Annotated in this window: 26 protein-coding genes, 1 tRNA gene and 1 pseudogene; 9 read left to right on the top strand and 19 right to left on the bottom strand. The window is 38.1% G+C overall.

Going from position 1 to position 24,710, the window contains the following annotated elements; all coding sequences use genetic code 11:
- Window positions 1-2 precede the first annotated feature (2 nt).
- The 5 genes and pseudogenes from ABN236_RS14005 to kdgK all read right to left on the bottom strand — a co-directional run.
- Window positions 3-563, bottom strand: coding sequence for a TRAP transporter small permease (locus ABN236_RS14005; RefSeq protein WP_194951469.1), 561 nt, complete (start codon window positions 561-563; stop codon window positions 3-5).
- A 52-nt stretch (window positions 564-615) separates the two neighbouring features.
- On the bottom strand, window positions 616-1,626 hold the full coding sequence (locus tag ABN236_RS14000; protein ID WP_088494234.1) for a TRAP transporter substrate-binding protein: 1,011 nt from the start codon (window positions 1,624-1,626) through the stop codon (window positions 616-618).
- 337 nt (window positions 1,627-1,963) lie between these two features.
- Window positions 1,964-2,440, bottom strand: coding sequence for a NanQ anomerase/TabA/YiaL family protein (locus ABN236_RS13995; protein WP_270756331.1), 477 nt, complete (start codon window positions 2,438-2,440; stop codon window positions 1,964-1,966).
- A gap of 34 nt (window positions 2,441-2,474) precedes the next feature.
- The gene (locus tag ABN236_RS13990) at window positions 2,475-3,095 is read right to left on the bottom strand and encodes a bifunctional 4-hydroxy-2-oxoglutarate aldolase/2-dehydro-3-deoxy-phosphogluconate aldolase (RefSeq protein ID WP_166540488.1); all 621 of its coding nucleotides are present in this window, start codon (window positions 3,093-3,095) and stop codon (window positions 2,475-2,477) included.
- 45 nt (window positions 3,096-3,140) lie between these two features.
- Window positions 3,141-4,055: pseudogene (gene kdgK / locus ABN236_RS13985) on the bottom strand (2-dehydro-3-deoxygluconokinase); the annotation flags it as partial.
- A 421-nt stretch (window positions 4,056-4,476) separates the two neighbouring features.
- On the opposite strand from kdgK, the gene kdgR reads away from it, so the two are divergent.
- Window positions 4,477-5,298: a DNA-binding transcriptional regulator KdgR gene (gene kdgR / locus ABN236_RS13980; RefSeq protein ID WP_088494232.1), complete on the top strand. Its 822-nt coding sequence runs from the start codon at window positions 4,477-4,479 to the stop codon at window positions 5,296-5,298.
- 74 nt (window positions 5,299-5,372) lie between these two features.
- Here kdgR and ABN236_RS13975 read toward each other — a convergent pair whose 3' ends face one another.
- From ABN236_RS13975 to ABN236_RS13945, 7 genes are all read right to left on the bottom strand, one after another.
- Complete coding sequence (locus ABN236_RS13975; RefSeq protein ID WP_194951473.1) at window positions 5,373-5,885, bottom strand: YgjV family protein; 513 nt, start codon at window positions 5,883-5,885, stop codon at window positions 5,373-5,375.
- 65 nt (window positions 5,886-5,950) lie between these two features.
- A complete protein-coding gene (gene kduD, locus ABN236_RS13970; RefSeq protein WP_088494230.1) occupies window positions 5,951-6,712 on the bottom strand; it encodes a 2-dehydro-3-deoxy-D-gluconate 5-dehydrogenase KduD in 762 nt (253 codons plus the stop codon).
- 83 nt (window positions 6,713-6,795) lie between these two features.
- Window positions 6,796-7,632, bottom strand: a complete 837-nt coding sequence (kduI, locus tag ABN236_RS13965) for a 5-dehydro-4-deoxy-D-glucuronate isomerase (RefSeq protein WP_088494229.1) — start codon at window positions 7,630-7,632, stop codon at window positions 6,796-6,798.
- Between the two features lie 250 nt (window positions 7,633-7,882).
- The gene (locus ABN236_RS13960) at window positions 7,883-9,253 is read right to left on the bottom strand and encodes a class-II fumarase/aspartase family protein (RefSeq protein ID WP_165126445.1); all 1,371 of its coding nucleotides are present in this window, start codon (window positions 9,251-9,253) and stop codon (window positions 7,883-7,885) included.
- Window positions 9,254-9,264: 11 nt separating this feature from the next.
- A complete protein-coding gene (locus tag ABN236_RS13955) occupies window positions 9,265-10,821 on the bottom strand; it encodes a PTS transporter subunit EIIC (RefSeq protein WP_349474261.1) in 1,557 nt (518 codons plus the stop codon).
- 335 nt (window positions 10,822-11,156) lie between these two features.
- On the bottom strand, window positions 11,157-11,897 hold the full coding sequence (locus ABN236_RS13950) for a MurR/RpiR family transcriptional regulator (RefSeq protein ID WP_088494226.1): 741 nt from the start codon (window positions 11,895-11,897) through the stop codon (window positions 11,157-11,159).
- 197 nt (window positions 11,898-12,094) lie between these two features.
- A complete protein-coding gene (locus ABN236_RS13945; protein ID WP_088494225.1) occupies window positions 12,095-12,340 on the bottom strand; it encodes a DUF2543 family protein in 246 nt (81 codons plus the stop codon).
- Window positions 12,341-12,464: 124 nt separating this feature from the next.
- On the opposite strand from ABN236_RS13945, the gene ABN236_RS13940 reads away from it, so the two are divergent.
- Window positions 12,465-13,181, top strand: a complete 717-nt coding sequence (locus tag ABN236_RS13940; protein WP_349474260.1) for an RluA family pseudouridine synthase — start codon at window positions 12,465-12,467, stop codon at window positions 13,179-13,181.
- 10 nt (window positions 13,182-13,191) lie between these two features.
- On the opposite strand, the gene ABN236_RS13935 is transcribed toward ABN236_RS13940, so the two are convergent.
- The 3 genes from ABN236_RS13935 to dinD all read right to left on the bottom strand — a co-directional run bounded on the left by ABN236_RS13935 (window position 13,192) and on the right by dinD (window position 15,264).
- Window positions 13,192-13,674 (bottom strand): cold-shock protein, encoded by a 483-nt coding sequence (locus ABN236_RS13935; protein ID WP_349474259.1) that lies wholly within the window; start codon window positions 13,672-13,674, stop codon window positions 13,192-13,194.
- Window positions 13,675-13,775: 101 nt separating this feature from the next.
- Window positions 13,776-14,309 carry a DUF2058 domain-containing protein gene (locus ABN236_RS13930; protein ID WP_318620291.1) on the bottom strand — a complete coding sequence of 178 codons (534 nt, stop codon included), beginning with the start codon at window positions 14,307-14,309 and terminating at the stop codon, window positions 13,776-13,778.
- 130 nt (window positions 14,310-14,439) lie between these two features.
- On the bottom strand, window positions 14,440-15,264 hold the full coding sequence (dinD, locus tag ABN236_RS13925) for a DNA damage-inducible protein D (RefSeq protein WP_088494221.1): 825 nt from the start codon (window positions 15,262-15,264) through the stop codon (window positions 14,440-14,442).
- A 408-nt stretch (window positions 15,265-15,672) separates the two neighbouring features.
- Here dinD and yajD point away from each other — a divergent pair, with 408 nt between their 5' ends.
- Together yajD and ABN236_RS13915 are read left to right on the top strand one after the other, a co-directional pair.
- Window positions 15,673-16,020: an HNH nuclease YajD gene (yajD, locus tag ABN236_RS13920; RefSeq protein ID WP_006534437.1), complete on the top strand. Its 348-nt coding sequence runs from the start codon at window positions 15,673-15,675 to the stop codon at window positions 16,018-16,020.
- 111 nt (window positions 16,021-16,131) lie between these two features.
- On the top strand, window positions 16,132-16,494 hold the full coding sequence (locus tag ABN236_RS13915) for a YibL family ribosome-associated protein (protein WP_088494220.1): 363 nt from the start codon (window positions 16,132-16,134) through the stop codon (window positions 16,492-16,494).
- 134 nt (window positions 16,495-16,628) lie between these two features.
- Here ABN236_RS13915 and ABN236_RS13910 read toward each other — a convergent pair whose 3' ends face one another.
- Both ABN236_RS13910 and ABN236_RS13905 read right to left on the bottom strand, forming a co-directional pair.
- Window positions 16,629-17,663: a virulence RhuM family protein gene (locus tag ABN236_RS13910; RefSeq protein WP_349474258.1), complete on the bottom strand. Its 1,035-nt coding sequence runs from the start codon at window positions 17,661-17,663 to the stop codon at window positions 16,629-16,631.
- Window positions 17,664-17,832: 169 nt separating this feature from the next.
- Window positions 17,833-17,927: transfer RNA gene (locus ABN236_RS13905), tRNA-Sec, on the bottom strand.
- A gap of 241 nt (window positions 17,928-18,168) precedes the next feature.
- On the opposite strand from ABN236_RS13905, the gene prlC reads away from it, so the two are divergent.
- The 4 genes from prlC to ABN236_RS13885 all read left to right on the top strand — a co-directional run bounded on the left by prlC (window position 18,169) and on the right by ABN236_RS13885 (window position 21,852).
- Window positions 18,169-20,211 carry an oligopeptidase A gene (gene prlC / locus ABN236_RS13900; protein ID WP_349474257.1) on the top strand — a complete coding sequence of 681 codons (2,043 nt, stop codon included), beginning with the start codon at window positions 18,169-18,171 and terminating at the stop codon, window positions 20,209-20,211.
- A gap of 3 nt (window positions 20,212-20,214) precedes the next feature.
- Window positions 20,215-20,961, top strand: coding sequence for a 16S rRNA (guanine(1516)-N(2))-methyltransferase RsmJ (rsmJ, locus tag ABN236_RS13895; RefSeq protein WP_349474256.1), 747 nt, complete (start codon window positions 20,215-20,217; stop codon window positions 20,959-20,961).
- Between the two features lie 230 nt (window positions 20,962-21,191).
- Complete coding sequence (locus ABN236_RS13890) at window positions 21,192-21,569, top strand: helix-turn-helix domain-containing protein (RefSeq protein WP_349474255.1); 378 nt, start codon at window positions 21,192-21,194, stop codon at window positions 21,567-21,569.
- A 1-nt stretch (window position 21,570) separates the two neighbouring features.
- Window positions 21,571-21,852, top strand: coding sequence for a HipA N-terminal domain-containing protein (locus ABN236_RS13885; protein WP_349474254.1), 282 nt, complete (start codon window positions 21,571-21,573; stop codon window positions 21,850-21,852).
- Between the two features lie 60 nt (window positions 21,853-21,912).
- On the opposite strand, the gene gdhA is transcribed toward ABN236_RS13885, so the two are convergent.
- Window positions 21,913-23,253, bottom strand: a complete 1,341-nt coding sequence (gdhA, locus tag ABN236_RS13880) for an NADP-specific glutamate dehydrogenase (RefSeq protein WP_349474253.1) — start codon at window positions 23,251-23,253, stop codon at window positions 21,913-21,915.
- A 255-nt stretch (window positions 23,254-23,508) separates the two neighbouring features.
- On the bottom strand, window positions 23,509-23,940 hold the full coding sequence (gene uspA, locus ABN236_RS13875) for a universal stress protein UspA (RefSeq protein ID WP_023583131.1): 432 nt from the start codon (window positions 23,938-23,940) through the stop codon (window positions 23,509-23,511).
- Between the two features lie 406 nt (window positions 23,941-24,346).
- On the opposite strand from uspA, the gene uspB reads away from it, so the two are divergent.
- Window positions 24,347-24,679, top strand: coding sequence for a universal stress protein UspB (gene uspB / locus ABN236_RS13870; protein ID WP_075672586.1), 333 nt, complete (start codon window positions 24,347-24,349; stop codon window positions 24,677-24,679).
- Window positions 24,680-24,710 lie beyond the last annotated feature (31 nt).

The following is a 24,710-nucleotide window of genomic DNA, read 5'->3' as shown; positions in this document are numbered from 1 at the left end:
GGTTACACCTTTTGCTTTGAAGAAAGTTGTCTAACCAATCCATATTGGTTATATAAGCAATAGAAAACAGAGAGAACACCGCTTATAGGTATAGCTGCATAGATAACCCCAATAGGGATTTGCAGTGCCGAATCAAGTTGTCCCATTTGGCGGCTCATACCGATATAACCACCAATAGTGAGTACCAATAACACAAAAGCAGTTGTGGCAAACTCACCTAAAATTTCAAGGCAAATACGAACTTTATAGGGCATTCGATCACGCATAAACGTAATCGCGATATGTTCACGTAATCCAAATACATAAGCACTACCAATTAAAATTAACCAGATAAATAGGTAGCGAGAAAGCACTTCGCTGACTGCACTAGGATCGTTAAATAGGTAACGAGTCACAACTTGGTAAGTCACCAATATCGTCATTAAACCCACAAGAAAAATACAAAAATAAGCGACGATGGTATCTATTTTTAGCTTAATGCTTGTTAAAAAAGTATAAAAATCCTTTTTTGCAACAGGCGTATTAGAGTCGTTTGAAGAGGGTAATTTCTCTGAAGGTTCCATGGTTGATCCTTATAATAGGGGCTAAAAATTTAGCCCCTTGCAACAAACGGCATTAGTTGGCTAATGCGCGGATCTTATTGTAGATATCTTTCTGTTCTGGTGTGGTCAGCATCGATTCTTGCAGCGGTTTACAACGCTCTTGGAATGGCTTGATATCAACCTCAGTAAATGTTGCACCTTGGCTAATAGCAGATTGTCGAGCAGTGTCTAACGCTTGGTTAAATAAATTAAACTCAGTAACCGTACTTTCTTTCGCTAACTTACGGAAAGTTGCCTGATCTTCAGGGCTCATCTTATTTAAGAATGCTTCATTCGCGATAAGTAAGTCGGCAACCATGACATGGCGGGTATAAGAGAAATTCGGTGCAACTTCATACTGTTTTAAGTCAGCATAAGTGATTTCATTATTCTCAGCGCCATCAAGAACACCTTGTTGGATAGCGGAATAAACTTCACCCTGTCCCATAGGAACACCTGTTCCACCCATGCAAGACAACATTTTCACCATAGTGTCAGATTGCATGACTCGGATCTTTCTTCCTTTCATATCTTCAGGTGTTTTAACCGGTGTTCCTTTCACATACATACTACGAGCACCTGCGGTATAGGCAGTAAGTACCTCGAAACCATTTCCTTTGGTTGAGCTAAATAGGCCATCTAACATATCGCCTGTAAAAACTTTTCTTTGGTGTTCTGAGTCGTTATAGATATAAGGCATCGCCAGAACAGAGAAGTTTTTGTTGTAGTTTTCAACAAGAGGATTGGCAACCACAGCCAATTGAATGGCACCTGATTGAACTAATTCAAGAGCGGCACGTTGGTCACCCAATAATTCATTAGGATGAATTTCGAGTTTATATTTACCCCCCGTAGCAGCTTCTAATTTTTGACTAAAATCTTCCAATGCTTTGTATTGAGGATTTTTTTCAGATTGGTTAAAAGCCGTTTTCAAAATAACAGGACTATCTGTTTTGTCATCTTCACCACATCCCGCTAAAAAAAGACTAGCGACTACAACGGTGCTGATAAGAGATAACTTAGGCAAAACATTCATTGTATGCATGTGAACCCCTTATGGGTTTGCGTATTTTGATAGTGCTAATCCTACTTGAATTTGACGATATTTCAGTGATCGAATTCAAGAAAATGAAATGGCGTTCCTATTTTTTGAAAATAGATTACCACTTTTATATTTTCAATTTTATAAATACAATAACCTATTGATAATAAAGTATTAAATTATCTAAAAAAGATAATTTAGCGGTAAGGAAATAGAAAATATATATTCTGGAATAAACTACAAACTCGCTTTGAATCTGAATTATCGGCTACTTATTAAGCAGGGAAGTAGCCGATAATCATATTTAGAATGGGGAATAATAGGATGAAGATCCTAGTTATTATTTCTGGGTTGCCAGCCATGTTTTGCTGATTTTAAAAACCGCTTTTTTAATTTTTTGCGAAGCATTTACCTGACAAGTAGGTCGATGAACTTCTCCGGGATAAAAAATCGCAAAATCGCCGGTATCGAGCAATAAACGTGTCGTAATAGGTGGGTTATCTAAGAAAATCAGATCTGGTTTTGTCTCTTGATATTGATGAGGATAAGTAATTGTTGTGCTGGTAGAGATCATCTCTTGCCCCTTAAGCACAACTTGAATATCAAGATAATGATCATGAAACTCACTTTTTAAGTTTTCTTCACGATCGGTAGTTGGTGTGGAAATAATATAAAAAACATCATTATTAATAATGTTATATGTCCCTTCACTCTTCTCTTGCAAAGCGTTTAACGATAACTCTTTTTGAGTGAGTAATTTTAACAGTGCAGGCGGCAGCATTGTTGCATCGAGTTGCTTTAAATTTCCAGTGATCATTGGGTTACCCTCTTAAATCCATGTTTAAATTTAATTACAAAGCTGCCATTGCTTCTTTAGCAAGAGCGCCTATTTCTTCCCATTTTTGATTATCAACGAGATCTGAAGGCACCATCCATGTACCACCGCAAGCAACAACTCGAGGTAATGCGAGGTAATCTTTCACATTGTTGGCATTAACTCCGCCTGTCGGCATAAAAGAGACAGGATAAACGGCACTCAACGCTTTGAGCATACCAATACCGCCTGAAAGTTCTGCCGGGAAAAACTTCAATAGCTTGATGCCTAATTCCATTGCCTCTTCAACTAAACTTGGTGTGTTAATACCCGGAATAATAGGAATGCCTCTTTGCTGGCAATATTGCACAATGCGAGGGTTAAATCCCGGACTCACAATAAAATCTGCTCCGGCTTCGATTGCCTGATCAACCTGTGCTTTCGTTAATACTGTACCTGCACAAATGATCATTTTCGGAAATTCATTTCTTAACTGGCGAATAGCTTCTGCAGCCGCAGGAGTACGAAAAGTTATTTCAGCACTCGGCATACCGTTTTCAACTAATGCTTTACCCAATGCGACAACATCATCTGCATTTTTAATTGCGATAACAGGAATAATTTTTAGTGCCGAAAGTTGTTCAAGTAATGTTGACATAGTGTGTCTCGTTGAATGAATAAGTGGCGCTTTTATTGAGGAATGTGGCATCGCGACTATTGGGATAATCGCACCACGATGTTGAATAACCGTACTTGCAAGTAAGTGTGCATAACGCGCAGACATCACAACTGACTCACCCGCTAATCGCGTAGCAAGATAACCTGCACTGAATGAATCACCTGCGGCGGTTGTATCAATCACACTTTGCTTATCGAGTTTTATGGCGGGAACTTCATCACAATGTCCTTGCTGTATAATGAGGCAAGGTTCTGCGCCTTTTTTAATAACGATTTCCCCAACACCAAATTCAATCGTTCTAGACACACATTGTGCTTCTTCGCTATCCCCCCAAAGAAGAAATTCATCGTCTAATGTGAGAAAAGCCAAGTCAGTGAGTGACAAAACAGCTTGATAGGTTTTTTGCGCTGCATCGAGACTTTCCCATAATCTTGCGCGGTAATTATTATCAAAGGCGATTTTCACACCCTTTTCTCGACACTTAGCTAATTGTTGTAAAAGCAGTTCTCTATCTTCCGGAGATAAAATCGCCAAGCTGATACCGCTTAAATAGATATAATCAAAATCAAGCAGTTGCTGACAAATCATTGGGGCTTTTGGTGATCGTAACCAATATCGCGCGGCAGCATCGTTACGCCAATAATGGAAGGTACGCTCTCCTTGGTTATCCGTGTTTATGAGATAAAGTCCGGGTAATTTATTGTCTAATCTCTGGACTAATTCAGTATGTACGCCTTCTTTTTGCCATTGCTCTAACATGGCACTACTCATTGGATCTGTACCTAACGCACTTACATAATGAACAGATAAATTAGGATTTGCGCGAGTCAAATAAACAGCAGTATTAAGAGTATCTCCTCCAAAATGGCGTACAATATTCGCCTGATTTTCGGATAGTTCAATCATACATTCGCCAATAACAGCCACATTGATAGCCATAGCGCTTTCCATTTTCACATTAGCAGTGATGCCATTTTATTTTAAATCGATTCAATTAAAAAGATTTAAAACAACATTTCATTAATTTTGTGATATTGTCATTGTTTTCAAAATGCATAAAAAGTAAGTTTAAAGAAGATCCATAAAAAGCCATAAAGTACTCATCATGTTATCGCGTGCTCAGATACCCAATAGCATACACAAAACCATGACGGCTATTTATCTCTATCTACTTTAAATTCAAAGTGATACACACATAAAAAATATCAAATTTAGATATTTTTCATTTAAAAATACTGTGATTAGCAACACGTTACATGATGAAAAATCGTTAAGCTTATTGAATCATCATCGCTAATCGCTATAATTTTTGTAGCATTTCAAATATAATGAAACAATAAATCATTTTTTAGGACTCACAATGTCTGAAATAGAAAACACTCCTGATTCAGTTTCCTCTGTACTCAAAGTATTCGCTATATTACAAGCACTTGGCGAGGAAAAAGTGATTGGTGTGACAGAGTTATCCTTGCGGATCATGATGTCTAAAAGCACCGTCTATCGTTTTTTACAAACGATGAAAACGTTAGGGTATGTTTCCCAAGAAGGTGAAACAGATAAGTATTCTCTTAACTTAAAATTATTTGAGTTAGGCGCAAAAGCACTTGAAAACCAAGACTTGATTAAACTTGCTGATGAGCAAATGTATCGCCTTGGAAAACTAACCAAAGAAACACTCCATCTCGGTACATTAGACGAAGACAGCATTGTTTATCTGCATAAAATAGACTCTGAATACAATTTACAGATGTATTCTCGCATTGGTCGTCGCCGTCCGCTTTATAGCACTGGGCTAGGTAAAATTATGCTGGCTTGGCTTCCAGAAACGGAAATTCGCGCTATTTTGGCTAATGTGACTTTTGAACCTTTTACAAAATACACACTGAAAGATATCGATGCTTTACTTGTTGAATTAGAACAAGTTCGCAAACAAGGTTACGCAGAAGATAAAGAAGAAATGGAACATGGCTTACGTTGTTTTGCTGTGCCTATTTATAGCCGTATGGGCAGAATTATTGCCGGCCTCTCTTTATCTCTACCTTTAATTCGTTTCCAAGAAGAGAATAAAGTTGCGTTAATCGCGCAATTACATGAAGCAGCAGCAAATATTTCTGCTGGATTAGGTTTCCACGACTACCCTTTTAGCTACACAGACACCAATGTCTTGGCTGAAAACATTTAAAAATTAAACCTAACTCTTTGTTTATAATGAAAATCCATTAATAATATATTAATGGATTTTTTTATTTATCTCTTTCATAACGAACCCTGTAATTTCGCCTTATAGAGCTTAAAAATAGTTCGGCTATTCACAACTAAGAAAAGGCTTTCTTGTACTATTCCACCAATTGAACCTGCCCAAATATTATGCGTTAACCAACATAACGTACTGGTTAACATACACAATCTAAGCACAATACCGTTAAAGCGAAATAGTGCATAGGTTGTTAATGTCGTCGCGAATAACGTTAAGAATTGTATTGGATGGATGATTTTTGGGATCACTAAAAACCATGCTAAAGCAATAAAGATCAACATGATCCCAATATTACGCGAATAGCCCGATACCCAATTTCGGATTGCACAAAGTAAACAGTTAATAGCTCCGACTGTTGAGCCTATCAAAAAGAAATGAATAGACATCAAAAGGCCATTGAGCGTGAGCTGAAATCTCAGTTTGCTATCTTGTCGTTGCATAAAGGCAGTTGCACCAATAAGGCACCCCAGAACACCAATACCTTGGGCAAACCAATAATTTTCAAAAAACATGCAACCCCCTTATCACAGCTCAACGAAAAAAGGCGCCTTTGGGCGCCTTCTTTAACAATAGCGTATTAACGCGCTAGCCAACCACCATCAACTGCGATGGTATAGCCATTAACATAATCAGAAGCCGAAGATGCTAAGAAAACAACAGGCCCCATCATGTCACTTGGAACGCCCCAACGCTCAGCTGGAATACGCTCTAAAATAGCCGCATTACGCTCTTCATCAGCACGCAGAGCTGCCGTGTTATTTGTTGCCATATAGCCCGGAGCGATAGCATTCACGTTAATGCCTTTACTTGCCCATTCGTTTGCTAACAAACGGGTTACGCCCATAACGCCACTTTTAGATGCGGTATAAGACGGCACACGTATGCCACCTTGGAATGAGAGCATTGATGCGATATTAATAATTTTACCACCAGTGCCTTGAGCGATAAATTTTCTAGCCACTGCTTGTGACATGAAAAAGAGACTTTTAATATTGAGATCCATAACATCATCCCAATCTTTCTCTGTAAAATTAATCGCATCTTCTCGACGAATGATACCGGCATTGTTGACTAAAATATCAACGTGTCCGAAATGAGCGACGGCTTTATCCACCAGCCCCGGCAACTCGTTCGTTTTACTCACATCAGCTTGCAAACTTAAAAAACGACGACCAAGTGCTTCTACTTCAGCGATAGTCTCTGTCGGTTCAACAAGGTTGATCCCCACAATATCGCAACCAGCTTGAGCAAGCCCTAATGCCATACCTTGGCCTAAACCTGTATTACAGCCAGTTACAATGGCGACTTTACCTTTCAGATCAAATGCATTCAGGATCATACCATTACCTCGAATATAGGAAATATGTACCACCAATTCATATACTTGGTGGCTACTTTATTATGAGTAATACATTTATCTGATTAGCGCAGATCGCGCACCGCAACGTGATCCATATCGCTAAAGACCTGATTCTCACCCACCATACCCCAAATAAAGGTATAAGCTTGTGTTCCAACACCTGCGTGAATAGACCAACTTGGTGAAATAATGGCTTGTTCGTTATGAACTAATAAATGGCGAGTTTCATCTGGTTTACCCATCATATGGAATACCGCTGCATCATCTTTCATATTGAAATAGAAATAGACTTCCATACGGCGTTCATGTGTATGACAAGGCATGGTATTCCAAAGACTACCTTCCTCTAACTGAGTCATACCCATTACTAATTGGCAGGTCGGTAATACGTTAGGAACTAAATATTTATAAATAGTACGGCGATTACTGGTGCTTGCATCCCCTAATGTTTCAGGAGAAGCCTGATCTTGTGTGATTTTACGTGTTGGGTAAGTGGTATGTGCAGGCGCGCTGTTATAATAGAATTTAGCTGGATGAGCAGAGTCAACACTCTTAAAGCTGACATCACGAGCACCTTTTCCTACATAAAGGGCTTCTGCTTTGCCCACTTCATAGTTTGTACCATCAACCGTAATCACACCTGCGCCACCAATATTAATAAGACCTAATTCACGGCGCTCTAGGAAATAAGTGACACCAAAAGACTTACCTAACTCATTAGAAAAAGTGAGTGTAGAGTCCACCGGCATAATTCCACCAAATACAATTCGGTCGATATGACTATAAGTCATCGTCAGTTTATTAGGGCTAAAAACTTCTTCTATCAGAAACTCGCGGCGCAGGCCTTCTGTATCTAGTTGTTTGGCATGGTCGCTATGAATGCTTTGACGAGTTTGCATAATGAACCTCAATTCCTAGCCTTGATAGGCATTAATGATAATGTGTGAAAATGCATCACTTTTATAGGGACACGATATCAATAAAAAACACAACCATCAATAAAAATATAAAACATTGTTTTATTTTTTTGAGCATATCGTTCTTTTTATAGAAAAAGACAATTTTTTCTTTAAGAAGTAAAAAAAAGCCACTCAATAGAGTGGCTCTTGATATAACTGATAATGACTTACTTATGGATACTTGATGACTTTATTTATAGCTCTGTTTAATTTCTTTAGAAATCGCTAATCCACGTTTCGCTTCTTTCTCAGCAAGTTCAACGGATAAACCGATATAAGAACGAGGATCAAGCATTGCCTTAATTTCATCAGCATTAAAGGCAGCTGTGATGGTTTCATTCTTCATCAGGTTAGTATAAAAATCTTCACCGTCTGCTGCCGTTTTAATGGCTTCTTCATATAACAGTGAATGCGCTTTATCTTTACCTAATTTTTCTGCCATTTTCATCATAACGTATTCGGTATTATCTAAACCCTTATTTCTCATCACGTTATGTAGCATTCTCTCTTCATGAGGAACGATGGTTCTTGAAAGCTCTTCCGTTCTTAATAAAATTTCTGTTGTTAATTCTAATGCTTCTTCAATTAAGCCATCGAATAACATATAAGAACTGCTGTCACCTTCATAAGGTCTTACCGCAGAGTACATACCAACATTAGGTAACGAGTACAATTTCTGTGAGTTAGCAATAATACCTTTCGCCAATTTTGGATTAATTTTATGAGGCATCGTGCTACTACCCACAGTGCCTTTTGTAAACCCTTCAGAAACCTCAGCAATTTCTTCTAATGTAGTGCTATAAACTTCTTCACCAATTTTATGGCAGATATTTGCCATCAGTGCCAAGTTCATCATGTACTCTAATTTATGCGTACTTAGGTTACGTGATGGTACTTCCATTGCTTGCATACCCACTAATTCAGCAACGCGTTTTTGTACTTTCATTCCCACTTCAGGCATTGAGTTAAAAGCACCTACTGCGCCACCCATCATAATGGTGAATACACGTTTCTCACTCTCTTTCATACGCTGGTAGCAATCAATAAAATCGCTGATCCACACTGAAACTTTGTACCCGTAAGTAATAGGAATAGCGTGACGACCGTGCGTTCTACCTGCCATTACCATATGTTTTGTTTTTTCAGCGAGATTTGACAAGTTTTCAATAATTTCGCTCAACAATAACATGAACTTATCGTGTACTGTCTTCATCATATACAGCTGTGAACTTTGCTGTATGTTTTGTGTGGTAATGCCGTAATGCACATATTTACCGCTCTCTTCAGAGCATGCATTCACCAGTACTTTTAAGAAAGGCACAAAGCCATGACCGATTTTTTGATAAATACGATTCATTTCTTCGAAATCGATATTCTCAATAATCGCCTTTTCTTTAATTTCATCAGCGGCAGACTGTGGAATAAAACCGTATTCAGCTTGTGCTTGCGCTAACATTGCTTCAAACATCAACCAAGTTGAATATTTAGCTTCATTGGACAGCAGATTTTTTATACCGCGATCGTCGATTGTTTTACTTTTAGAATCGTATAACGCTCTCATCATGTATCCTTTTATTTCTTCATTGCTTCATCAACAGCATTGCGAACAAATTCGACTTTAGGGCCATAAACGACATGGACATGGTTTGCTGCCGGAAAGAAGAATGCTGTACATCCAGACTCCAACATTAATTCTTTATCTATTTGATTTACTTCATTAATGTCGATACGTAATCGTGTAATACAGTTATCAACATTACGAATATTGTGTTTGCCACCTAACGCTTGGATTAAAATCTCTGCAATTTCGCCATAACGTTTTTCTTTAATTAACGTATTTTTCATATTGCTTGATTCTTCTCTACCCGGTGTTTTGATATCGAATTTGACGATAGCCCAGTAGAAAATGAAGTAGGTCACAACAGCAAGCGCACTACCAATCAGCACTAAGAAGATCCAGTTAGTGTGTTCGTACAGTAAACCAAAGATAGTGAAGTCAAAGACTGTGCCTCGGATATAACCGATCGCAACACCTGCAAAAGAGAGCAGAACTGCACCAATACCCACGATAATCGCGTAAACTAAATAAAGTAACGGTGCGATAAAGACAAAGGTAAATTCAAGCGGTTCGGTAACGTTACCTAACATTGCAGTTAAGACCATCGTCACCAGCATTGATTTAACTTCAGCACGGTTCTCTTTTTTCGAGGTTTTATAAATCGCTAATGCAATCGCCGGGAATAAGAACAGCGTCACCAACATTTGTTGCTGAGCCATAAAACGCGTCAGGCTTGGCATCATTGCCCAATATTCACTGCTTGGCCCTTGGTTAAATAACACTTCTGTCATTGCTGGAACAACGCCAACATAGGTTTGTCCATCAATCACATAAGAACCACCAGCTTCGGTAAATCTAAACAGAACGTTCCAGACGTGGTGTAAACCAAATGGAATAAATAGACGCTCACCACCCGCGGTAAAGAAAGGTCCGACAGGACTTAAGAAGACAGCCGAGAGCTTAGTTAAGCCCATGACTAATACTTCCCAAATAAATGGCAGTAATGCACCTACGCAGATCATTAATCCGACCATAATAATGGCGACAGATTTTTTCCCTGAGAAGAAGGCAAATGCAGTCGGTAATTCAAGGTTATAGAATTTATCGGTAGCCCATGCCGCAATTAATCCTGTGATAATCCCCCCTGCGGCACTGATATTCATGGTTTGTATACCAAGCACCTTGATTTGCCCCACCTGCGTCATAATCGCAGGATCAGCAAGCTTTCCTGTCAATACCAACCAGATATTGATAGTACTTATCAAGGTTAAATAGCCGACAACGGAGGCAAAGACCGCTATCCCCTTATCTTTGTGGCTCATACCATATGCCACACCCATTGCAAATAAGAGAGGAATATTGTCAAACACCACACCTGCAATAGTGCGGATACTAACTAATAGAGCATTGACTGTTTCATTTCCTAGAAAAGGAAAGCGTGCAATCATATAAGACTGAACTAAAGCACCACTGATCCCTAAGATCATACCAATAGGTGCCAATACGCCGATAGGTAGAAGTAGGGTTCTACCAAAGCGCTGAATAGATTCGCTGAACTTTTTCCTGGCCATATTTTTTTCCTTATGACTTCTCGAATATAAAAGAATTACCGAGGTACTCTATCTTAGGGATTATAGGAAATGAATGACGCGCTGGTTTTAAATATTATCTCAGGTCATACTTTATGACTTAGGTCTTTTTATTAATTATCGACTTAATAAAGAACAGTGAATAAATCATTTTATTCTATTAAATAATATTTATTTTAGGACTTGGAAGTAAGATTGAAAAGAAAGGCTATTTTAGAATAAACGATGATTAATCTGACGAGATATATTAATACTATTCACGCTTTAATCATTAAAAAGAGTATTTAGTAATAAAATATAGGCACTGTTATCTCTTTTTAAAGTAGATTTTCTAACTCATTAATCAGTAAATCCACCAGCATAAAAAAGCCAATACGGGATTTAGTATCATCTTTTTTAGTATCATGATTATCAGCAAAACAAAATAGAGCATGAGTCGCATAACTGGTTAATTCATTGGTATTAAATGCTGTCATACTAATGATATTGGCATCTTTCAATTGTACAATTTTTGCTGTCTCGATGATTTTTTTAGTCCCACCAGAAAGAGAGATAAAGATAACTGTGTCGTCTTCATTAACAAGGCGCGTAAACGAATCAGATAAATTGTAATCATTAATAAAAAAGCAATGTAGACCTAATGCAAACAATAGATGTTCAAGGTAATACCCTACCGCTTTGCTCGTACCTCTTGCGACAATAAAAATATTTCTAGAATGGCGTAAGGTTTTCGCACATTCCTGAATTTGTTCTTCATTAATTAAGGTAAATGTTTTATGAATATTTTTTTCTAATTGTTTTTTATAAGATGCCGCATTAGTCTTTTCGACTTTATTTCTCGTCAAAATATAATTATTAATTTGGAATTTAAGCTCTTTAAATCCACTAAACCCTAACTTTTGCGATAAATTAATGATAACCGTTTTTGATACAAAGGTTTTGGCAACTAAATCATTAATATTTAAATACGGAATATCCGCAATATTATCGGTGAGATATTTTAATACTTTCTTTTCGCTGATGGTTAAATTGTCATAATTTTTTAAAAAATCCAGCATATCTCACCCAATAAATTAATCTAAAACATCTTATGAAAACAGCACACATCAAAAAAGCAGTTCTGTTCTTTTTGCGAGTTTATGTGAAATAAAGTGTATAGCGAGTATACGTTAAATCATACAGTTATGTAGGATCAGAGTAGTATTTTGTGAATTAGGATAATATTGAGCCCATTTTTTAATGAGCTCAATACGTGTTATTCGTTACCCCAGCGATTAAGAAACATGGCGATATCATCAATGCGTTTTTTATCAATACCCGCTTCTTTTGCCATCTCTTGCTGTGCGTTCTCACTAATTTCTTCGTTATTCATTAATCGAGTAAGTAGCAACTGGAAATAAAGAGCAAGCGCATCTTCTTCTGCTTCAGCAACTGGCTCTGTCGATTCCATCGCATACTCTTCGACCATATCATAATATTTAAAGTGGATTTCATTGTTCATAATTTGTCCCCAAGGATTAACGTTTATACTCGTCATATTCGAATGGCTAAGAGTATATCTCTACATTCGCCTGTTAACCTAAAATTCGCTATCATCCACTTCCTTCTTTTTTGCGGATAAGCTGATGTCTACGATTATCGATACTTTTATTGCTCCACCTTGCCATGATGAAATCGAGATCCTTTATCAAGACGAGCACTTAGTCCTTATCAACAAACCGACAGGATTATTGAGCTTATCAGGAAAAAATCCACAAAATATAGACTCAGTACATTATCGATTAGTGAAGCTATTTCCGGGATGTACACTTGTTCATCGGCTTGATTTTGGCACATCTGGATTGATGGTTGTGGCACGCAATAAAGCAATCAATGCCCTTTTGTGTCAGCAATTTAGCCAGCGCAGTGTAACCAAAATATATCATGCACTACTGTGTGGGCATTTGGATGATAATGAAGGAATAATTGATGCGCCGATTGCAAAAGATCCCGCTCTATTTCCACGCATGTCAATTTGCCCGATTAATGGCAAGCCAGCACGCTCTCGTTATCACGTTATTGAGCGTTTTTATCATACATTAGAAGATGGAACGTTATTACCTTTAACGCGGGTACAATTTACGCCTGAAACTGGAAGGACGCATCAACTTCGTATTCACAGCCAATTTATAGGACATCCTATTTTAGGTTGTGACTTATATGGTGGGTACGATGGAGGCTTAATTGAAGGAATGGAAGGAACTGAACGGACTCCGCGACTGATGCTTCATGCGAGTGAACTTCATTTTGTTCACCCTATTAGCCAAGCACCAGTAAAAGCGCACAGCAAGAGCCCGTTTTAAATATCGATATTTACAGTTTAAGTGCTTTTATTGTTTCATCAATATCGAGCTCATCTTCAGTAAAAATGATTTCTGTTCCGTGCATTGTGGTGATCGCAAGCTTTCTTAACGTGCGCATATTATTAGAGTTATCCGCTGATTTTGGTCTGATACTATTCATTAAAGTACCGACAGAAAGTACGGTGTTTTCTTTATTGATATGCGTATCTGCGGGCACATCTTCACTAAAAATTCGAAATGATTTAATGGATGTCAGTTTAACTCGCTCACCTGCAATATAAACGTATTTGCTGTCTGGGATCACTTTAACCGCGTAAGCAGACAAGCCTTTGGTATTTGTGGTTGGTTCAAACGTGACATTTGCATCTGTTTTTATCAAAGCAGGGTTGGCAACTTTAATCACATGAAAATAACGGTTATCACCGTTTTCATCTTTAATAAATCCAAAACCTTTATCTTCAAACCACTTTGTGATTATTCCGTTCATTGCCATTATCGCCTACTTAATCGTTTATCTACAAAAATTTCCAGATGCAGTATAAAGCACAATGCTTATACAGACTATGCCTTTGAACTAATAAGCTACTTTACTGATTACCACATCAAATCATCTGGGATTTTAAAATCAGCATAAGGATCGTCTTCATCTTGTTCTGTCTCGCTAAGTGCGTTATTTAACAAAATACAATCCACATCTCTTTGTGTAATTTTATCCGCAACACTGGCTGGAATAATTGCGTATTCCGTTTTATCTGCATTATCCAGACGAGCAATAGCGAGACGTCCACTAATCAATTGAGATTGGGTCAGTTTATCCACCACGATATTTTTAATCACATTATTGTCAGTGAAGTTAAAATCAATATCACCTTTTGTTGGCGTAATTCTATTCATCTCAATAAGTTGCTTAACTTGCGCTTTATACTCTTTAGATAACGTTGCTTGTTTTTGTTGCTCACTCAGCAGTTTATCGCGCTCAAGCTGGGCTTTTTTATTTTCTTCTACGGCTTCTCTTGCTTCTCGCGCCTGAACACGTGATTTTTTTGCCGTTCTTTGGACTTTTGCCATTTTTTTACTGGTCACAAGCCCTGCTTTTAACATTTGCTCTTGTAAGGTAAGTTTTGCCATTTTTATGCCTAAATCTGCTAAATAATTTTTGAAATTATACCTGTAATTTCTAAGAGTGCATTAGATTGGAAAGATGTTGAAGAAAACTGATTTAAAAATTTCACTACTTGAGAAAATATTTATCTTACTTCTATTTTTTAAGCTTTTTCTTTTCTGTGGAAATTAATTGTTTGATACTTTTTTGAGGAGATGGTAAATCTTCAGGCATTGTGCCTCCTAGCTCATAAATAGTTTCTCGAACTTTTCTTCCTACATCAAAGTGAGTTTTATTTGCCTGTGTCTTATTTTGCACATTATCTCGCCTAAGTTTTTCATCTGCTTGTGTTGCTCTAAATAGATTAGCTGCTAATTCTGTCGACCCCATATAATCTAATATTTTTTGAGACTTAGCTAAATTTTTGCGCTGATGAATACCTTTTTGATCCAACCCTCCATATAGTCCCTTGTAACCATGATTTTGAAATATCGCAAAATCAATTCTAGTTTCAACTCCTGCCTGTTGTGCTGCTTCTACGAGTTGCTTATTGTGTTCTTTCAATTCATTGCGCAGAAATAAACGCTTTTCATCTTCCCGTAACTGTTTAAAAACTTCATCATCCACTAGCTCTTGTCGTCGAGTCTGAATAGCAAAATAAGTTTGCCCAGAAGCAATTACAGGCTTACTTGGATCACCATTTTGAACCACAAGGTAACAAGCATAGCGAGAAAGTATGACGTCTTTTATCTTTCGCTGTGCACCAGATCCGATGTTCACCATACCGAGAATATCCTCGAAATGGTCATCTATCCTATGTTTACTCTGTAGACATGCTTCTTTAGCTCTGTTTAAAACAGGCATGAAATGACGGTATTCTGAATATTCCAAAAGCTTAGAAAGCTCTCTAGCAGACCAATATTCAATACCAAATTCATTAATTCTTTTTATTTCGTCAAAAGGCTGATGGTGATGTTCCATAAATAATTCCTTTCTATAGAAAACTGAATTTTTTCTTTAAGATAATAACCGTGATTTCTAATACATGTACTTTGTATAAGGTATTAATAATCTTATCTTCTACAAGTTGAGCCAACAAAATTAATCAATTTATATTGAATATAGAGCAATTTATTTCAAGGAAAAACTCCGTTATAACGATCTCAACCATCAGATAAAAATGATATTTAGATCAATAAGTTTTAGGTGTAACAAAGGCACCTAATAAAATACTTATATCTAGTTTTCGATTTGAAAATAAATATAAAATATTTAAGTATTCGCAATCACATGATGAGTAGTTTTAGCAACATTTGAACCTATCCGTACATTCAGAGTATATTGGAAAAACTATCGTCAAACTTTCTCTTATAACAGGTAATACTAACAATGGCTCTGATCCCAAAAAACTATGCACGGTTAGAAAGTGGCTACCGTGAAAAAGCACTGAAAATCTACCCGTGGGTATGTGGACGTTGTGCGCGTGAATTTGTCTATTCAAACTTACGTGAACTAACCGTTCATCATATTGATCACGACCATACCAATAACCCAGAGGATGGTAGTAACTGGGAGTTATTGTGTCTGTTTTGCCATGATCATGAACACTCTAAATACACAGAAGCAGACCAATACGGCACAACCGTTGTCGCTGGTGAAGATGCACAAGATGATGTAGGAGCAGCAACCTATAATCCTTTTGCTGATTTAAAGTCGATGCTCAATAAGAAAAAATAGTGAAGATAATGTCTACTTTGGTGTAAAGCAGTCAATCGGTTCCCCTTTTCACGCTCTTACACAGAATGGTGTATACTTGCCAACAAGAAATTTGTTCACGGTTAATTAATAATGAAAGAAATTGAAAAAGCAAAAATTAAACTCCTTAGCGACCGTTTAGACCTTATTAGTCATAAAATGGCAAGTATCTCACTGACGGAAGAAGCGGAAAAATACGCAGAGTTTGAGAAAGAAAAAGTAGAGCTGGAAGCTGAAATTGTTCGTCTAAAGGCAGTACGTAGCAATAAACTAAGCAAAGAAGCACAGAAATTAGAGAATATGCCATTTAAACGCCTCATCACTAAGAAAGAACAGGCTGATATTGGTAAGCTGAAGAAAGCTGTGCGAGGCTTGGTAATTGTCCATCCAATGACGGCATTAGGCCGCGAAATGGGTCTAGAGGGAATGACCGGTTTTTCTAAGACTGATTTCTAGTTAGATAATTAGCTCAACTAAAACCTGTAATGATCGACTAATACTGAAAAGTTCTTAATATACTTTTTGTTGTTATGAACCGTCAGTTATCCTAATAAAAGATTAGGAAGTAAAGTATCACGAAAGCTTGAAAGCTACTTCTTCTGTTTACTTGCTTTCAGCAAGTCTTTTAGCGCTGCAATATTCGCTCTAGCCCCTTCTGCCTCTTTTAGTTGACGACGTTTTTGAGAAAAAACATCAAATACATCTTTGGCTTTCTCGTCAGCTACTTTCTTACTAATCCCACCGACACCTTGCAAAACTTCACGGTCATTGAAACTCAAAAACTGATCCAGTTTAGTATCCCAATCCTGTAAAAAAACCTGCTTACGGCGCAGAGCTTGGTCTTCGGCAAAATCCAGCCACATATTGACGATGCGATTTAATTCTTTGAGTTCATTTTCATGAAGATAATTCTTCGCGACCGTCACATCCGTTTTACGAACTTCGTCCGATTTATAATTGGTTAAGCCCATATCTGGCTGACTGGCATCTGCACGACTAGCAATAAGCTCGGCAGCAGTCATTCCTGTACAAGCAAAATGCAGTTTGTTTTGGATGGTTTGAAAAAAACGAGTGGTTTCTTTATTCGAAGGTTCATAGTCCGCAGCCATAGTGAAAATCTCTTTCACCCGTAAATACACGCGTCGCTCACTAGCACGAATATCACGGATACGTTCGAGCATCTCATCAAAGTAATCAGGAACAACAGATTGACCGACAGGCGGATTTTTCAACCTTTCATCATCCATCACAAACCCTTTGATCAGATACTGTTCTAAAGTTTGTGTTGCCCACTGGCGAAACTGTGTTCCGCGAATAGAGCGGACGCGATAACCAATAGCGAGGATCATTGAGAGATTAAAATACTTTACATTGTATTGTTTGCCATCATCCGCAGTTGTTCGGTAAAACCGAACAACTGAATCTTCGACTAACTCACCTTCAGTAAAAATATTGCTGATATGCTCACTAATCGTGGCTTTAGCTTTACCGTAAAGCTCACAAATAGAGGATTGAGATAACCACAGTGTATCGGATTCAAAACGGCATTCGACGCGAGTTTTACCATCTTCACTTCGAAATAAAACAAATTCACCCTGTGGTGCTTCAGGAAGATTTTCGCTCATTACACCGCCCCCACTCTATACGTTATAAATAAACCGTGAGTAACAATATACCATGTTTATCCAAAAAATAAGGGTGACTGTAAATAGATAATAAACTTATTATTTTTCCAAAAAACAATATGATAAAGAGATAACAAGAGGCTTTATTGGGAAGTGATAAAACAAGAAGTGGCGGAAGATCACAGGAGTCGAACCTGCCAAGGACCGCTGGCGGCCCCATCTGGATTTGAAGTCCAGCCGCCCCACCGGGGACGATGATCTTCCATTTTTGAATAGGTCAAAAGGAAATAACGGGATGATTATACGCTGAATTATTTTTAATCCCAAGTGCATCAAATCAATAAAACCCCTTTCAAATAAAATAATCCCGTTTTTGAGTAAAACCTCCGATAATTACCGCGATACTATTGAACTTATACAGTTTCATCCTCATCTTACTATCTATAACGAATAAACTCAGTGGTGTGTTTTACGTCACTGCAAACCAAAATACAGGATGTTTTTTATGTCAAATCCATTACTTAGCACAACGGGATTACCTGCATTTTCCCTTATCAAACCAGAACATGTTGTTCCTGCACTAAAAGAAGTTTTAACCGCATATCGTGAAACAGTTGAAAAATTACTGGCTGATAATACTCAGTTTAACTGGGATAACCTTTGCCAACCATTGGCAGAAGCAGGTGATAAACTTTCTCGTGTTTGGTCCCCTGTTAGCCATTTAAATTCTGTTAAAAACTGTGCTGAACTACGTGAAGCGTATGAGCAGAGTTTACCGTTGCTATCTGAATTCAGTACATGGATGGGACAGCACGAAGGCTTATATCAAGCTTATAAATCAATTAAAGAAAGTGCTGATTTTAATGCGTTAACTCAACCACAGAAAAAAGCGGTTGAAAACGCATTACGTGACTTTGAATTATCAGGTATTGGTTTACCAAAAGAGAAACAACAGCGTTTTGGTGAAATCAGCGCACGTATGTCTGAATTAGGTGCCAAATACGGTAATAATGTATTAGATGCCACAATGGGTTGGTCTAAATTAATTACTGATGTAAAAGATTTATCAGGTATGCCTCAAAGTGCTATTGATGCAGCAAAAGCTATCGCACAAGCAAAAGAGCAAGACGGCTATCTGTTGACGCTTGATATGCCAAGCTACCTTCCTGTCATGACATACGCAGATAATCGTGAACTTAGAAAAGAGATGAGCATCGCTTATAGTACGCGAGCCTCTGATCAAGGTCCAAATGCAGGTCAGTGGGATAATAGCGAAATTATTGCCGAGATCCTCACACTACGCCACGAACTTGCTCAATTGCTTGGTTTTAAAAATTACGCTGAAAAGTCACTTGCAACTAAAATGGCTGAGTCTCCAGAGCAAGTCCTTAGCTTTTTAACTGACTTAGCACAACGAGCTCATCCGCAAGGTGAAGAAGAGTTAGCTGAGCTCACTCAATTTGCAAAAGAACACTATGGCGTTGATAAATTAGAGTCATGGGATCTGGCTTACTACAGCGAAAAACAGAAACAACACCTATTCTCAATCGATGATGAGCAACTACGTCCTTACTTCCCAGAACAACGTGCTTTAAGTGGCTTATTTGAAGTTGTTCATCGTATCTATGGTTTAACAGCCAAAGAGCGTAACGACATCGACACTTGGCATGATGATGTCCGTTTCTTTGAGCTTTATGATGAAAGCAACACCTTACGCGGTAGCTTCTATCTTGATTTATATGCACGTGAACACAAACGTGGCGGTGCTTGGATGGATGATTGCATGGGAAGAATGCGTCATGCAGATGGCAAGCTACAAAACCCTGTTGCTTATCTCACTTGTAACTTCAATAAACCTGTAGGTGATAAACCTGCACTGTTTACTCATAATGAAGTCACCACACTGTTCCATGAGTTTGGTCATGGCTTACATCACATGTTAACGCAAATTGATACCGCTGATGTTGCAGGTATTAATGGCGTGCCTTGGGATGCCGTTGAATTACCAAGCCAATTTATGGAAAACTGGTGCTGGGAGCCAGAAGCGTTAGCCTTTATTTCTGGTCATTATGAAACTGGCGAACCATTACCACAGGCAATGCTTGATAATATGCTTAAAGCAAAAAATTATCAGTCAGCAATGTTTGTATTACGCCAATTAGAATTTGGTCTGTTTGATTTCCGTTTACATGCTGAATATGATCCTGCTAAGGGAGCTCGTGTGATGGAAACCTTAACCAGTGTGAAAGAGCAAGTTTCTGTTGTTCCTTCAACACCGTGGGCACGATTCCCTCATGCCTTTAGCCATATCTTTGCCGGTGGCTATGCAGCAGGTTATTACAGCTATCTATGGGCGGATGTCCTGGCAGCTGATGCCTTCTCTCGCTTCTCTGAAGAAGGCATTTTTAACCGCGAAACGGGTCAATCATTCCTTGATAATATTTTAACTCGTGGGGGTTCAGAAGAGCCAATGGAGCTGTTCAAACGCTTCCGTGGTCGTGAGCCAAAACTTGATGCTATGCTTAAAGGCTACGGCATTAAAGGATGATATGTGAATATCTGTTTACTTTGTGAAGAAGGCGCTGATAACAGCGCCTTATCTGATTTAGCGCAACGTTGGGGATTAGTTCACGACGAAACGCAGATCATGGCTTTAGTATTAACGCCTACTCACCTTGAATTACGCAAACAAGATGAACCCAAATTAGGTGGCATCTATGTGGATTTTGTAGAGGGTACAATGGCACATCGTCGTAAATTTGGCGGTGGTCGAGGTGAGGCAGTGGCAAAAGCTGTCGGGATCAAAAAAGACTATCTACCTGATGTTGTTGATGCGACAGCAGGACTTGGTCGAGATGCATTTGTATTAGCGTCTATTGGTTGCAAAGTTAGAATGGTAGAGCGCCATCCCGTCGTTGCTGCATTACTTGAAGATGGCCTAAAGCGAGCCTATCTTGATGCGGATATTGGCGAATGGATGCAAGAGAGAATGACGTTAATTCATGCCTCTTCAGCCCAAGCACTGGCTGAGATCACACCGCCTCCAGATGTCGTCTATCTTGATCCGATGTATCCACATAAGGCGAAAAGCGCATTAGTCAAAAAAGAGATGCGAGTGTTTCAGTCTTTAGTAGGTGCTGATGATGATGCAGATGCATTACTCGAACCCGCAATCACTTTGGCGAAAAAACGTGTCGTCGTAAAACGACCCGATTATGCAGAGCCATTAAATAATCAGCCTGCACATGCCAATGTAACAACCAAAAATCACCGTTTTGATATTTATCCTTGTGTGTAAGAAAAGAGAGGTTTGACACCTCTCTTTATCAACTAAAATTGGAATATAAACATTGCAAAAATCATATTTTAAAGTATTTTTGTAACATATACGATACAAAAAATATTACTACTAGAGTAATTAAAATAAATAATTAGTTCATTAAAGTCACTCTTAAATTAGGAATGTATTCATTACAAAAAAGCCACTTTAGTGTTAAAATGTAATATATACATTACAGAGGATCGGTAATGAAAATTACAATAGCAATGTCAGATGCAGCAATTACTAAAGAACTATATGAACGCCTTGAGGCTCATAGAAAAGCAAAAGGCATATCACAAGAAAAATTAGTTGAAAACCTAGGTATTAGTCGCCCTACATATGCTCGACTTCAAAAAGGAGCATGTAGTTTGACTGTTTTTATCACTGTATTAAGAGAATTAAATTTACTTGAAGGATTAGATTTTTTAGTACCTATACCCACCCAACGTCCTTCTGACATAATAAAACCTCTGAAACACTTACAGCGAAACAACCACGTTCAAAATAAAAAACCATTTACATCCCCAAATTCACAAAAGTCAGTTAAAGAAATGCTAGCCAGAAGAAAAAAATTTAGGATCTAAAATGATAGCAAACTCATGTAGTGTCCTGTTTGATAACATCCCTGTTGGATACCTTGCTTATCTTGATGATAGTGGGTTTGCGACATTTGAATATACAAGTGAGTGGCAGAAATATGGGTTTAGTTTATCGCCACTCCATTTGCCTTTAACAAACAATACGTTTACTTTTCGCACTCTACCATTTGAGACATATCGTGGTTTACCCGCTGTTTTCGCTGACCAAGAAGGAGTTCCAGAAGCATTACGAGATAATGTATGGAAAACACTCCGCCTAGAATGGTAACTTAAGATTAATATAACCACCCAATTATCAGGTGGTTATATCATTATAGTTATAAAATATTTACAGTACGCCTTGCGCCAGCATTGCATCAGCGACTTTAACAAAGCCTGCAATGTTTGCGCCTTGAATATAATTAGTCTGCTTACCTTCACCACCGTAATTCACGCAAGCATGGTGAATATCTAACATGATGTGATGTAAGCGAGCATCCACTTTCTCTGCCTTCCAGCTTAAACGTGCCGCATTCTGCGCCATCTCTAAACCAGAGGTTGCAACACCACCCGCATTAGCCGCTTTACCTGGTGCAAAAAGGACACCAGCTTCGATAAAGGCATCTGTTGCTGCAATCGTTGTTGGCATATTCGCACCTTCAGCAACAGCTTTAACACCATTTTTGATAAGAACTTTAGCTGCTTCTAAATCTAATTCATTTTGTGTTGCACAAGGCAAAGCAATATCAACAGAAACAGCCCAAGGTTGTTGCCCTTCAAGATACGTTAAACCAAACTCTTTTGCGTACTCTTCAACGCGACCATAATTATTTTTAATTTCAGTGAGACGAGCTAGTTTTTCAGTAGTAAATCCCGCTTCATCAACCACAGTACCGCCGGAATCTGATGCGGTTATGACATTTGCACCTAACTCTAAACATTTTTCGATAGTGAACTGCGCAACATTACCTGCACCAGAAACCGCCACACGCATTCCCTCAAGAGACATACCATGACGTTTAAGCATCGCATTAGTAAAGTAAACTAAGCCGTACCCAGTAGCTTCTGGGCGGATTAAACTGCCACCGAATGAAAGGCCTTTACCTGTAAAAACGCATTCATTGCTATTAGACAGCTTTTTCATCATTCCTGCCATAAAGCCAACTTCTCGTGCACCCACACCAATATCACCGGCAGGAACATCCGTATTAGCGCCTAAATGGCGATAAAGTTCAGTCATTAATGCCTGACAAAAACGCATCACTTCCCCATGGCTTTTGCCTTTAGGGTTAAAATCAGAACCCCCTTTGGCTCCTCCCATCGGCAATGTAGTTAATGCATTTTTAAATGTTTGCTCAAAACCTAAGAATTTTAGGATAGAAAGGTTCACTGATGGGTGAAAACGCATACCACCTTTGTAAGGACCAATGGCTGAGTTAAATTGGATACGCCATGCACGGTTAACTTGCACTTGCCCTTTATCATCTAACCAACAGACGCGAAACTGAATAATACGTTCAGGCTCAACTAAGCGCTCAAGTAATGATTGTTCACGATATTGTGGATTTTTCTCTAAAAAAGGCCACAAAGTGGTAAAAACTTCACGAACCGCCTGATGATACTCAGGCTGATGAGCGTTATATTTTTCTACCCCTTCTAAAAACGAAGATAATGAGCCAGATATATTCATTCAGCTATTCCTTTTTTGTGTAATGTGATGTTGGCATAACCTCATTTATTCGGAATATTTTTGGGTTTTGTGAGGTTGATGTTGTTTTGCTTCTTGAATATATCATTAAAATGCATTCACACTTCAAGACATTTTTTTCATAATTAGACAAAAAAAAAAGGTTGACTCCATTTAACAGCAGGAAAAATGGGAATTTTAGGCAAAAAAATACCTGCATAAGCAGGCATTTTTTTTGCTTAAACAAGCAAGCGATTATTATTCATCATCTTTCAGAGGAACAATTAGCATATCAACATGCACAGTATTAATTAGTTGGCGTGCTGATGACATCAATTTGCTCCAGAAGTCTTGGTGATGGCCACAAACGACTAAATCCATATCGTATTTCTTAATCGCATCAACCAGAACTTGACCTAAATCACCGCTACCACTCAGGGTTTCCTGAATTTCATAACCTGATTTATCAGAGAGATCTTTTAACGCGTTACGGGTTTCATCAGTAATACGTTGTTGCATATCACCGAGGTTGACATCAATTAGACCGGTATAAAGATCAGAGTAGTTAACATCAACGTGAATTAAGGAAACTTTGGCATTATAGGGTTTTGCCATAGATACAGCTTTCTGTACTAAGACGTTACTCTCAGGGGATAAATCAACTGCCACTAGAATATGCTTATAAGCCATCGTGAACTCCTTCCATAAGCTGATTAATCGGTTGGAAAGGCGGTTAAGCCTAAATCCTATGTATTAAATATAACGTTTTAAGATGAAAGTTAGATGTCGTCTTGATCACAACTTATGTCAAATTCATCAAGAAAGCATCTATCGATAAATAACAATATACACCATTTTAGATTAGCACGATGTCATTCACCGACAATATCATCATAATAATGAGAATTGAGTATAAAAAACAACAAAAACACCCTTTTAGAGTTATTTTTTATCTTTTTTTCTGAAAAAGGGAACAACTTGAAAAAGTCACTTTTGTTTATTGCTTAATTTCGCCTAAACTTAAATTAGAGAAAAAAGTAACCTTTGTTGGTAAAGGTTTTCTCATCTCAGAATCTATTATTCTAGGGAGGGGATTATGTTTAATGTCATTGTTGTCTTTTGGGCACTCTGTATTCTTTGCCTGATTAATATGGTGCGTTATTTCTCATCTATTCGGGTATTACTCACCATATTGCGCCAATCTGATCCTTTGCTTTACCAATCGGTAGATGGCAATGGATTTTTTACTATGCATGGGCAATTTTCAAAACAGTTACGACTTATCCGCTATATTAACCAACGCCAATACATCAACCATCATAATCCTGAAGTTATTATGCGTTGCGAGCGAATTTATCGGCAATTTTATCTTGTTAGCCGTTTTTGTATTTTGGCTGTCGCAAGTTTAATTGCGATGCTTTTCTGGTAGCGACAAAAACAAAAAAACGGTGACTAAAAGT

This window comes from Proteus sp. fly-1013, assembly GCF_040140245.1.
Classification (GTDB): domain Bacteria; phylum Pseudomonadota; class Gammaproteobacteria; order Enterobacterales; family Enterobacteriaceae; genus Proteus; species Proteus mirabilis_B.
The sequence above is the reverse complement of the archived record's forward strand: the minus strand, read 5'-3'. Positions and strand labels throughout refer to the sequence as shown.